9 protein-coding genes are annotated in these 12,266 nt (G+C 66.4%); 8 read left to right on the forward strand and 1 reads right to left on the reverse strand.

Annotated features, from left to right (window positions below):
• Positions 1–52 precede the first annotated feature (52 nt).
• The 5 genes from FHW64_RS15375 to FHW64_RS15395 all read left to right on the forward strand — a co-directional run bounded on the left by FHW64_RS15375 (position 53) and on the right by FHW64_RS15395 (position 7,520).
• Complete coding sequence (locus FHW64_RS15375) at positions 53–856, forward strand: LuxR C-terminal-related transcriptional regulator (protein WP_184527611.1); 804 nt, start codon at positions 53–55, stop codon at positions 854–856.
• A 102-nt stretch (positions 857–958) separates the two neighbouring features.
• Entirely contained in the window at positions 959–2,389 is a 1,431-nt protein-coding gene (locus tag FHW64_RS15380) for an aldehyde dehydrogenase family protein (protein ID WP_184527613.1), read from the forward strand.
• Between the two features lie 138 nt (positions 2,390–2,527).
• On the forward strand, positions 2,528–3,505 hold the full coding sequence (locus tag FHW64_RS15385; RefSeq protein WP_184527615.1) for a helix-turn-helix domain-containing protein: 978 nt from the start codon (positions 2,528–2,530) through the stop codon (positions 3,503–3,505).
• A gap of 101 nt (positions 3,506–3,606) precedes the next feature.
• A complete protein-coding gene (tynA, locus tag FHW64_RS15390; RefSeq protein WP_184527617.1) occupies positions 3,607–5,922 on the forward strand; it encodes a primary-amine oxidase in 2,316 nt (771 codons plus the stop codon).
• Between the two features lie 17 nt (positions 5,923–5,939).
• Positions 5,940–7,520 (forward strand): amidase, encoded by a 1,581-nt coding sequence (locus FHW64_RS15395; RefSeq protein ID WP_184527619.1) that lies wholly within the window; start codon positions 5,940–5,942, stop codon positions 7,518–7,520.
• Position 7,521: 1 nt separating this feature from the next.
• On the opposite strand, the gene FHW64_RS15400 is transcribed toward FHW64_RS15395, so the two are convergent.
• Positions 7,522–8,439, reverse strand: coding sequence for an aminotransferase class IV (locus tag FHW64_RS15400; RefSeq protein WP_184527621.1), 918 nt, complete (start codon positions 8,437–8,439; stop codon positions 7,522–7,524).
• A 97-nt stretch (positions 8,440–8,536) separates the two neighbouring features.
• Here FHW64_RS15400 and FHW64_RS15405 point away from each other — a divergent pair, with 97 nt between their 5' ends.
• Genes FHW64_RS15405 through FHW64_RS15415 form a run of 3 tightly spaced genes read left to right on the forward strand, consistent with a single transcriptional unit; the run spans position 8,537 to position 12,239 of the window.
• Complete coding sequence (locus FHW64_RS15405) at positions 8,537–9,328, forward strand: TetR/AcrR family transcriptional regulator (protein ID WP_184527623.1); 792 nt, start codon at positions 8,537–8,539, stop codon at positions 9,326–9,328.
• 41 nt (positions 9,329–9,369) lie between these two features.
• Positions 9,370–11,598, forward strand: a complete 2,229-nt coding sequence (locus FHW64_RS15410) for an MASE3 domain-containing protein (RefSeq protein WP_184527625.1) — start codon at positions 9,370–9,372, stop codon at positions 11,596–11,598.
• Positions 11,595–12,239: a response regulator transcription factor gene (locus FHW64_RS15415; RefSeq protein ID WP_184527627.1), complete on the forward strand. Its 645-nt coding sequence runs from the start codon at positions 11,595–11,597 to the stop codon at positions 12,237–12,239. The genes FHW64_RS15410 and FHW64_RS15415 overlap by 4 nt, the downstream gene beginning before the upstream one ends.
• The last annotated feature ends 27 nt before the right edge of the window (positions 12,240–12,266 follow it).

Raw genomic sequence — 12,266 nt, forward strand, 5'->3', positions numbered from 1 at the left:
CGTGGAAAATGCGGCCCTGGCATGCGCGGCATGCCCGACGCGGGGAACCAACATGATCCACAGCGACCACGTGCTCCAGGCCCAACGCAGGCTGCGCGGCAGCCTGCTCGATGACCGCTGCACGCTGCCCTGGCGGCCGGCCCGGGAGTTCGCGGCGCAGATGCTCCTCTACGTCGAGGACCCGCTCCAGTGCTGGCGCGTCGGGGTCGAATGCCTGCGCGAGCTGCTCGATGCCGATCGCGTCGATGGCGGCTTCGCGCAGCCTGGGCAGGCGCTCTACGCGCCACTGGCCGAATCGCTGCGGCCGGGCCGTGGGGTGCCCTCGGTGGTCGGTGCGGCAATGGACGCACGCGACCCGAGCCTGGCTGCCGTCTGGTCTTCCCACGACATGGTGATGTTTGGCGACGTCGCGAACGACGCGCGTTTCGGGCCCGCGATGCGCGCGCAGCTCTCCTCGATCGGCACCGGCGCCAAGCTGGCAATTTCGCTGCACGACGGCAACCGGCCGCTGGGACTGCTGTGCGCCGACTGGATCGAGCCCCGCTCCGGCTGGCAATCCGAAGCCTGCCTGCATCTGCCGCTGCTGGCGCGCTCGGTGCTCACACCGGTGCTGACAGCGGCGCGTTCACTCGGTGAAACGGACGGCGATCCGCCACCCGCCGTCGCCGGGCTCACGCCCGCAGAGCTCAAGGTCGCGCGCATGGCGGCGACCGGCATGAGCTACAAGGAAATCGCGCGTGAACTGGGGCGTTCGTTTTCGACGGTCGACCACCAGCTGCGCAGTGCGCGCGACAAGCTGGGCGTGGCGTCGACCGCACGACTCGCCAGCGTGCTGGCGGCCCGCTTCAGCCACTGACGAGGCCCTCCGGGCGAACCCTATCGCGAATCTTCGCGATGGAGTCGCGCGACCGCGCTGCCTAGACTCCGCCGGCAATACAAGCCCTAGCCCGGAGACATCGTGAAGACCTTTGAGAACACCGTGAACGGCCGCCTCGTCGGCTCGGCCCGCACTTTCGCATCGAAAAACCCCGCCACGGGCGAGACGCTCGGCCTCGTACCCCACTCCACGTCCGAGCAGGTCGCGGAGGCCGTCGCCGCGGCGCGCGCCGCACAGCCCGGCTGGGCTGCACGACCCGACGCCGAGCGCAAGGCGCTGCTGATGAAGGTCGCCGAGGCGATCAAGGCCAACAACGAGTACCTCGCCGAATGGGTCACGCGCGAACAGGGCAAGCCGCTCGGCGGCGTCGGTCCCGATCAGGTCCCTGGCGCGCGCTTCGAGATCTGGGGCTGCGAAGTCTGGACACAGGTGCCCGCGAGCCTGGAGCTGCCGGTGGAAGTCGCCTTCGAGGACGACACGCGCCGCGACGAAGTGCACCGCAAGCCCTTCGGCGTGGTCGCCGCGATCGCGCCGTGGAACTGGCCCCTGTTGATCGCCATCTGGCAGATCATCCCGTCGCTGCGCGCGGGCAACACCGTGGTGCTCAAGCCGTCCGAATACACCAGCATCGGCACGCTGGAGATGGTCCGGATCATTGCGGAAGTGTTGCCTCCGGGCGTGCTCAACACAGTGAGCGGTGGCGGCGACGTCGGCGCGGCGCTGGTGGAGAACACGGACATCGACAAGATCATGTTCACCGGCTCGACTGCGACCGGCGCGCGCATTGCCGCCACTGCGGCGCGCAACCTCGTGCCGACCACGATGGAACTCGGCGGCAACGACGCGGCGATCGTGCTGCCCGATGCTGATCCGAAGGCGATCGCAATGGGCCTCTTCTGGGGCGCCTTCCTCAACATGGGCCAGACGTGTGCCGCTGCGAAGCGCCTCTACGTGCCCGACAACCTGCACGACGCCGTGGTCGCGGAACTGAAGGTGCTCGCCGAAGCGATGCCGATGGGCAACGGCATGGAGCCCGGCGTCGCGATCGGGCCGATCCAGAACCGCATGCAGTTCGACAAGGTGGTGTCGCTCGTCGAGGACGCGAAGGCGCACGGCGCGACCATCGTGTGCGGCGGCAAGGAAACTGGCGGTGCCGGCAATTTCTATCCGATCACGCTGGTCACCGGGATCGCGGACGGCAGCCGCCTGGTGGATGAAGAGCAGTTCGGTCCGGTGCTGCCGATCATTCGATACAGCGATGTGGACTCGGCAATCGCGAGCGCGAACCGCCTCGACGTGGGACTGGGCGCGTCGGTCTGGTCCAGCGATATCGAAAAGGCCCGCACCGTCGCGTCGCGCATTCAGGCAGGCACCGTGTGGATCAACCAGCACGGCACGATTCACCCGATGGTGCCTTTCGGCGGCGTCAAGAGTTCGGGCTGGGGAGTCGAGTTCGGCATCGACGGACTCAAGTCCGTCACCCAGCCGCAAGTCATCAGCGTCAAGAAGTAACACGATCGAAATGCCGGCACCCTGGTTCGCGCAATCAGGGTAATCCGGCTTCCATGGCAACAGCCCGCTACGGCAGCATCGCTGTGAACGGCTGAGAGGGCACGCTTCTTGCGCGAAGCGTGTCCGAAAGAGCGCCCCATGGAAGACGTCTGCTACACCACCCTCGATACCCGCGATGCGGATGAACATGCCGCGGGCCTGAGCGCCTGGGACCAGCGCTACGAACAGATCTCCGCCGGTCGCTTCGACGGGCATGTCGAAGACCTGCATGTCGGTCCGGTGCAGATCTTCGTGGAGACCGCGAGCCGCGCCGTGTTTCAGTGCGGTATGCCGCGCCCCGGCACGCACACGATCGGGCTCATGCAGCCTGTGGAAGAAGGCGGCTGGTTCTGCGGTCATCGCCTGGATGACGAGAACATGATCATGATCGCGTCGGATTCCGAATTCGACCTGACCGCCGGCGCCGGCATGGCCGTGACCGGGATCTCGATCGACACTGCACACCTGGCCGCGCTGGCCACGCAACTTCGCGGCGGCGAGCATGCGGTGTTCCCGGCGCGCGGGCCGTGCGTGCTCAGCGCCTCCGATGCCGTGCAGGCCGGGCTGAGGAATCTCGTCGACACCGCGCTCTCGCTCGCGCGCCAGCAGCCCGCCATGCTGCAGCAGCCAGCGGCGCAGCGCATGCTGGCACTGTCGCTCTCCGAAGCCATGCTGGAGGGCTTCGCCGGCGACCGCCGCGAAGCCAGCGTGCGGCCCAGCGCTGCCGCGCGGCGGCGCATCCTCAACGCTGCGCGCGACTACATGCGCGCGCATGCCGACGAACCGATCAGCGTGCCCGACCTGTGCCAGGCGACCTGCGCGTCGCGGCGCGCGCTGCAGTACGCATTCGAAGAGATCCTTCGCCTGAGCCCTGTGACCTACCTGCGCATGATGCGGCTCAACCACGTGCGCGGCGAACTGCTCGCACACTGCGAAGACACCGTGGGCGACATCGCGGCGCGCTGGGGCTTCTGGCACCTGTCGCGCTTCGCGGCCGACTACCGGCAGCACTTCGGCGAGCTGCCCTCGGTGACCCGCGCGCGCGGCGCCGCGCGGCTGGTGTCGCTCGCGCACTGACCCGCTCGCCTCCCGCAAGTCTTGCCAAATCGGGATAACGGCCCTGCGGCCGGCGCTCGTACGCTCCGTCGAAACCACTCCTACAGCGACGTAGTACGACGATGCAGCCCACCTCGCCCAAGGCCTCCCGCCCTCTCTTCACGCGCGCAGCAGCGCTGACGGCCATCGCGGCCATCACTGCCTTCTCGGCCCTCTCCACCTTCACGCCGCCCGCGTACGCGCACGGCGGCGCGGCGCACATGGTGCCGCTGAAGAAGACGCTCGAACACTTCGGTGCGAACGTGCGCTACGACAGCTTCTCCGACGTCTTCACCATTGCGCGCAACAGCACGCTGGTGCGCGTCAAGCCGGGTTCGCGCACCGCGCTGGTGAACGGCCAGCCAGTGAAACTCGACGTGCCGGTGACGATGCGCGGCAAGACCGCCTTCGTCTCGCACGACTTCATCAACCAGGTGTTCCAGTCGGGCCTCGACAAGACCTTCGCGATCGAGCGCACGCCGAGTCCGCTCAACCCGCTGACCGCCGATGAAATCAACGCGGTCGTATCGATCCTCAAGGCCTCCGGCCGATACAAGCCCGGCTACCGCTTCACCGAGATCACGCTGAAGACGCCACCGAAGGACGAGGTATGGAACTTCGCCCTCACCGGCCAAGCGGTGCACGCGCCCCGCCGCGCATCGGTGGTGGTGCTGGACGGCAAGAACCTGATCGAAGGCACCGTCGATCTCGCCGCGCGCAGCGTGACGCGCTGGGAGCCCGTCGAAGGCGCGCACGGCATGGTGCTGATCGACGACTTCGCGACCGTGCAATCGGCGATCGAGGCCAGTCCAGAGTACGCGCAGGCGCTGCAGAAGCGCGACATCGCGGACGTGAAGAAGGTCGTCGCGACGCCGCTGACCGTCGGCTACTTCGACGGCAAGGATTCACTGAAGCAGGAAGACCGCCTGCTCAAGGTGGTGAGCTACCTCGACGTGGGCGACGGCAACTACTGGGCGCATCCGATCGAGAACCTCGTCGCGGTGGTGGACCTCGAGAAGAAGAAGGTCGTGAAGATCGAGGACGAAGGCGTCATCCCCGTGCCGCTCAAGCCCACGCCCTATGACGGCCGCGACCGCAAGCTCACCGCGCCGCACAAGCCGCTGGAGATCAGCGAGCCGGAGGGCAAGAACTACACCATCACCGGCAACACGCTTCACTGGCGAAACTGGGACTTCCATCTGCGGCTCGACTCGCGTGTCGGGCTGGTGCTCTCGACCGTCACCTACAACGACAAGGGCACGCGCCGCAAGGTGATGTACGAAGGCTCGCTCGGCGGAATGATCGTGCCCTACGGCGATCCCGACGTGGGCTGGTACTTCAAGGCGTACCTCGATTCGGGCGAGTACGGCATGGGCACGCTCACATCGCCGATCGAGCGCGGCCAGGACGCACCGGACAACGCAGTGCTGCTCGATGCCACGCTCGCCGACTACACCGGCGCGCCGGCCAAGGTGCCGAACGCGATCGCCGTTTTCGAGCGCTATGCGGACCCCGAGTTCAAACACCAGGAAATGGGCAAGCCCAACGTGAGCACCGAGCGGCGCGAGTTGGTGGTGCGCTGGATCAGCACCGTCGGCAACTACGACTACATGTTCGACTGGGTCTTCGCGGAGAACGGCACCATCGGCATCAACGCCGGCGCGACCGGCATCGAGGCGGTCAAGGGCGTGAAGTCGCGCACCATGCAGGACCCGACCGCCGCCGAGGACACACGCTACGGCACGCTGCTCGATCACAACATCGTCGGCACCACGCACCAGCACATCTACAACTTCCGGCTCGACCTCGATGTGGATGGCGAAGGCAACTCGCTCACCGAGATCGATCCGGTGGTCGAGAAGAACACGCGCGGCGGCCCGCGCACCAGCACCATGCAGACGGTGCAGCGCACCGTCGCGAGCGAGAAGGCGGCGGCGCAGAAGTTCGATGCTTCGACGATCCGTCTGCTGAGCAACCCGAACAAGGTCAACAAGGTCGGCAACCCGGTGTCGTATCAGCTCATCCCCTATGCGGGCGGCACGCACCCGATCGCCAAGGGCGCCAACTTCGCGAAGGACGAGTGGATCAACCACCGCCTGAGCTTCATGGACCGCCAGATCTGGGTCACGCGCTACAACGACGACGAGAAGTTCCCCGAAGGCAAGTACCCCAACCGCTCGGGCAAGGACACCGGCCTTGGCCAGTTCACTGCCGACGACCAGCCGATCGTGAACACCGACAACGTGGTGTGGCTCACCACCGGCACCACGCACGTCGCGCGCGCCGAGGAGTGGCCGATCATGCCCACCGAGTGGGTGCACGCACTGCTGAAGCCCTGGAACTACTTCGACGAGACGCCCACGCTGGGGCTGAACCGTCCAGCCACCCCAGCCAAGTAACCACGAGAGCATCCACCATGACTGACATCGACGATTCGACTTCCGATCACGGCACGGACACCGGCCGCCGCGAATTCCTCAAGACCGGCGCGGCGCTGCTCGCTGCGGCACCTCTGGGTGCGCTTGCGCAGGGGGCCTCTGCCAAGCCTTCGAGCGAGATCACGAGCTGGTCGGCCATCGCGCTGTCGCGCGCGATCCAGTCACGTAGCGTCTCGTGCGTCGAAGTGATGAACGCCTACCTTGCGCAAGTGGACAAGTTCAATCCCCGCGTCAACGCCATCGTCTCCCTGCAGGCGCGCGACGGGCTGCTGGAGCAGGCGAAGGAGCGCGACGCACAACTTGCCGCCGCGAAGAGCGCAGGCCGCACGGTCGGCTGGATGCACGGCTTTCCGCAGGCGCCGAAGGATCTTGCGGCGACCGCAGGCATCGTGACCACGCAAGGCTCACCGATCCTCAAGAACTACGTGCCGAAGACCGACGCGATCGTGGTCGAGCGCGCACGCAAGGCTGGTGCGGTTCTGATCGGCAAGACCAACACGCCGGAGTTCGGGCTCGGCTCGCACACCTACAACGCGGTATTCGGCACCACGCTCAACGCCTTCGACCCGACGAAGAGCGCGGGCGGCAGCAGCGGCGGCGCGGCCGTGTCGCTTGCGCTCAACATGCTGCCGGTGGCCGACGGCAGCGACATGATGGGCTCGCTGCGCAATCCGGCGGCGTGGAACAACGTGTTCGGCTTCCGCCCCTCCTTCGGCCGCGTGCCCTACGGGCCGACCAACGAGGTCTTCATCCAGCAACTCGGCTACGAAGGTCCGATGGGCCGGAGCGTGGCCGATCTTGCGATGCTGCTGTCGGTGCAGGCCGGTTTCGATGCGCGCGTGCCGCTGTCGATCGACCAGGACCCGGCCATCTTCACCAAGCCGCTCGACAAGGACTTCAAGGGCGCGCGCATCGGCTGGATGGGCGACTACAACGGCTACCTGCCGATGGAAGCCGGCGTGCTCGACACCTGCACCAAGGCGCTCAAGAACTTCGAGACCATCGGCTGCACGGTGGAAGCAGTGCAGCCGGATTTCTCGATGGATCGCCTGTGGAAGACCTGGCTCACGCTGCGCGGCTTCATCGTCGCAGGCATCGCGGGCGGGCTCTATGCCGACCCGAAGACGCGCGCCATGATGAAGCCCGAAGCGGTGTGGGAAGTCGAGAACGGCCTCAAGGTCACGGGCGGTGATGTCTATCGCGCGTCCATCGACCGCAGCGCCTGGTACCAGGCGCTCAACACGCTGTTCCAGCGCTACGACTACCTGGTGCTGCCGTCGGCGCAGATCTTCCCCTTCGATGCCAAGCTGGACTGGCCCAAGAGCATCGAAGGCAAGCCGATGGACACCTACCACCGCTGGATGGAAGTGGTCGTCGGCGGCACGCTGTCGGGCCTGCCGGTGCTCAACGTGCCAGCCGGCTTCGGCCCGAGCGGACTGCCGATGGGCCTTCAGGTGATCGGGCGTGCACAGGCCGACCTAGCGGTGCTGCAGCTCGGCCATGCCTACGAACAGGCGTCGAAGTACACCGCCACGCGCAGCCCGCTGCTGCTCGCGTGATTCAGGTGTACTGAACAGGGTCCCGATACTGCGGTTCTTCGTGGATCGCCCAGTAGGCGTCCTGCAGCCGCTGGGTGACCGGTCCCGGGAATTTCGGGACCGGCTTGCCATCGATCTTCGCGATCGGCAGCACGCCACCGCCGCTCGAGGTGATGAACACCTCGTCGGCACCACGAAGCAGGTCGACAGGCAGCGGCGCCACGCGTAGCGGGATATCCAGCCGCGCGCACAGCTCGATGGCTGTGCGCCGCGAAATGCCTTCGAGCACGCCATGGTCGGAGGTGTGCACGACGCCGTCCTTCACGGCGAACACGTTGAAGCCCGGGCCTTCGGTCACGCAGCCTTCGGCGTCGACCACACAGCTCGTGTCGTGGCCACGGTCGTAGGCGTCGAAGAGCGACTGCACGAGGTCGATCCAGTGGTAGTTCTTGACCGTCGGATCGACGGATGCCGGCGAGATGCGCTGGCGTGAACTCACGTGCAGGTCGATCCCCTGCGCCTGCTTCTCGGGCGACGCAATCCACACATAGGGCAACGCATAGGCATAGAAGCGGTTCTGCGCCATGCGCGGGTCGCGCGCGCCTTTCGGCGGCACGCCGCGGGTGCAGATCATCGCGACGTAGGCGTCCTTCAATCCGCCCGCGCGTACGCAGCCATGAAGGATCTGGCGCAGTTCGCCGCGGTCGTAGGGAATGCTCAGGCGGAGCTTCGAGAGGCTCGCGAAGAAGCGATCGAGATGGTCATCGAGCCGGAAGAACGCGCCCTGCCATGTGGTGGCGACGTCGTAGGTGGCATCCGAACGGGTAAAGCCCCAATCGAACAACGAAATCCTGGCTTCAGTGAGCGGCACGTAGGCACCGTCGGCGAAGGCGCAACCACCTTCGAATTGCCCAGCAAGAGGCGCGGCGGGAACGGACATGGGATCTCCTCGGAGGGTGAAGAACGATGAAGAACGATTTATTGTACGCTGTACAATTACCTTATTGAACATCGTTCAACAAAAAGGATCAAGCCCCATGCCCCGCCCTTCCGCGTCTTCACGCGCTGCTGCTGCCACCGCCCCACGGCGTGGCCGTCCTCCGAAGAGCAGGGGCCGGCCCCGCAACTCGGCGCTCGGTCCCCTGTCGATCTACGAAGCGGCGCTGGCCCTGATCGATGCCGACGGCCTTGCCGCATTCAACATTCGTGCGCTTGCGTCGAAGCTGGACGTCGCGCCCGCCGCCATCTACTGGCATGTGCCCAATCGGGATGCGCTCGTTTCCGGTGCCATCGGGTTGGTGCTGGGGGGGATTGCCAACGCCCTTCCCGCTGGCGCCTCATGGCAGGACGCGATTCGCGCCTTGATCAAAGGCTATCGCGAGGCCCTGCGCCGGCACCCGAAGCTGGCGCCCGCCGTGGCGACAGAACTGGCCTACAACGCTGACTTCGACGAACCGCTGCTGGACCACGTCGTCGCGGCACTGAAGTCTGCCGGCTTCAAGGGCGACACCCTCGTCGATGCCTTCAACGTGGTCGTGGCGGCGATGAGCAGTTTCGCGACCCTCGAGCTTTCAGTGGCACCGACCGAAGCTTCGGACTCGTGGCGCGATGCGTGCATGGCACGCATCGATGCGATCGATCCACAGAAGCACCCGGCCCTGCACAGCGAACGCGAGGCGCTGCGCAACAGGGCGTTCCTAATGCGTTGGTCCGACGGCATCCAGTCGCCGCTGGAACGCAGCTTCGATGCCTGGGTCGACGTGATCGTGCGCGGGCTCGAATCGCGCAGCCGGGCCCTGCGCCGGGCGTCGCGCACTGCGAAGTCCTGAGGCCCGCCATGGCGATATTCAGGCGACCCGACAAGGCCTGCATGGCCGTCTTTCTCGTGACGGCAGGCTTGCAGGCGCTCTTGAGCATGCTGCCTCCGCGCATCGTCGCGCTGCCAGCAGGCATGAGCATCGAGTCGGCACACCTGCTTCTCGAGCTGTTCGCGATCATCGTTGCCACCCAGATCGCCGCGGTGTCATGGCACACCTTCGATCACCAGACCACGTCGTTCCCGCAGATCCTGATCGCCGGGTTCGCGGTCATCGCCACGTGCGATCTGATGCACACCTTGACCTTCGCGCGGATGCCGCAGTTTCTCGGTGCAGAGACCGCGGAATACCCGATCTTCTTCGCGCTGACGAGCCGTTCCTTCGAAGTGGTGACCCTCGCCCTGGTGGCCACGGGGCGCGTCCCGCGCTTCTCGCGATCCACGGCGCTTGGCCTTGGCCTCCTCGTTGCAACCGCAGTCGCATGGTTCGGGCTCTATCGACAGGACCTCTTCCCGACGTTGTACGTTGCCGGACAAGGCGTCACGCCCTTCAAGGCCGGATATGAGTTGAGCCTCTCCGTGCTGAACATTGCCGTGGCGATCTACCTGTTTCGAAAGGCCCGCAGAGCCGGTGAGCCGAGGCTGTTCCTTCTGGCCAGTGCCGCCTGGATCATGGCGATGAGCGGGCTTCCACTGGTGTCGTACACCACTCACGCCGACGTCGGTGTCTTCCATGGTCATCTCTACAAGATCGCGGCCTATGCACTGATGTACCGGGCTGCCGTCATCACCAGCCTGCATGCGCCGTTCGAGGCGCTCGTGAGGTCGGAGAAGCGGGCCCGCGAAAGCGAGTGCCGCATCCGCTCGTTGAGCGACCACCTGCCGAATTCCGTCGTCTACCAGATCGTCAGGGAAAAGGACGGAACGATGCGCTTCCTGCACATCAGCGAGTCCGTGGTGGAGCTGACCGGCATCTCGGCGGCGGAGATCTTCAGGGACGCGAGCGCAATGGAACGCGCGATGCGCGAGGAAGACCGGATCGCGATCGGGAAGGCGCTAAAGACCTCGGCCGAAACCATGCAGGTCTTCGACGTCGAGGTCTGCCTGCAGCATCGCGATGGCCGGCTGCGCTGGAAGCACCTTCTCTCGTCGCCGCGATGGCTGGACGACGGCCGCATCTGCTGGGACGGCATCCAGACGGACATCACCGAGCGCCGCGCGCTAGAGAAAAAAGACCGCGAGAACGAAGCCATGCTCGCCGCCGTGATCGACTCCGCGAGCGACGCCGTCATCAGCGTCGACGCCGGGCGGCGAATCACGCTGTTCAATCCCGCAGCCGAAAGGATCTTCGGCCATGCCGCAAGCGACCTGCTCGGGCAGAAGCTGCATCGACTGCTGCCGGCGCGCAGCCGGGAACATTGCGATCGCGATCTGGCCTCCTTCCTGGCCTCCGACGTGCCGAGCCAGGGCAAGGGGCAGCTCACCGGCGTGCGTGCGGACGGGGCCGAGCTGACGCTCGAAGCGTCGATTTCCAGGGTGACCGTCAACGACAAACAAGTCCTGACCGCGATCCTGCGGGACGTGACGGATCGCAGCCGTGCCGAGCAAGCCCTGCGGCAATCCCAGCACGAACTGACCGAGCTGACGCGCCAGTTGATGGCGCAGGAGAAGGCGACCTCGAGCCGGCTCGCGCAGGTGCTGCACGATCAGCTGGGCCAGACGCTGACGGCGATTCGCATCGACTTCGTCAGCGAGGCCCGCTTCGCCGACGCGGATGAATCCGCGCGTCACGCACGGGTGGATCGGCTCATCGACCAGGCCGTGCGCGAGGTGCGCGAAGTGCTCGTGGAGCTGCGGCCGACGCTGCTCGACGAGCGAGGTCTCTTCGAGGCGCTGCACAACGAGTTGAGTACCCGGCGCGCATCGACGGACCGGATCTCCCTGCGGCTCGACGCGCTCGGAGACCTGGAGACGCAGCGCTGGAGTCCCGACGTGGAATACGCCGCTTTCATGGTCGCACGCGAGGCGATTGCCAATGCCATACGGCACGCGCGAGCGACCCTGATCCGCGTTTCCCTGAGCGGAGGGCCCGAGGCGCTTCACCTGCAGGTCGCCGACAACGGCGTGGGACTCGCGGCCGATGCCATGACGGTCAGACCCGGTCACCTCGGCATGGTCGGCATGCGTGAACGCTCCATCGCCATCGGCGCGCTCTTCGAGGCCCGCTCGTCGCCCGGCGGGGGCACTACGGTCAAGCTGGCATGGGAGGGCAGCGAAGCATGATCCGTATCTACCTGGTCGATGACCACGCCATCGTTCGGGACGGCTTGCGCGCGATGCTCGAAACGCGCGGCCACACCGTAGTCGGAGAGGCGGCCGAGCCCACCGTGGCGCTGGCCGAGCTGCTCCGGCTGCAACCCGAGCTGCTGGTGCTCGACCTCAGCCTGGGGCCCCGCTCCGGGTTCGAGCTGCTGACCGACATCCATCGGCGGGCCTTGCCGGTGCGGTCGCTGGTGCTCACGATGTCGGCCCAGCCCCGCCATGTCGCCGAGGCCATGCGGCTCGGCGCGATGGGGTACCTGCTCAAAGGCTCGCCGCGCGCGGAACTGCTGCGCGCCGTCGAGGCCGTAGCCGCGGGACGGCGCTACCTCGGACCCGAAGTCGGCGAGCTGGCCGCGCAAGCGCTCGTCTCGAACAACGACGAGGCCGCATTGCTGGATGAACTTTCTCCGCGGGAACGCCAGGTCGTCACGCTCGTCGTGAAGGGGCAATCCAGTTCGACGATCGCCGACCAGCTGCACCTCTCGCCAAAGACGGTGGATACCTACCGAAGCCGTCTGATGAGCAAGCTCGGCGTGGACGACGTGACCGCGCTCGTGCGCTTTGCGATCCGCCAGGGCCTGATCGATGCGCACGGCAACTGAAGAGGCGACCAAGGCTCCGCACCCGGC

Origin of the sequence: Variovorax sp. Sphag1AA, assembly GCF_014192575.1 — a bacterium.
GTDB lineage: Bacteria > Pseudomonadota > Gammaproteobacteria > Burkholderiales > Burkholderiaceae_C > Variovorax.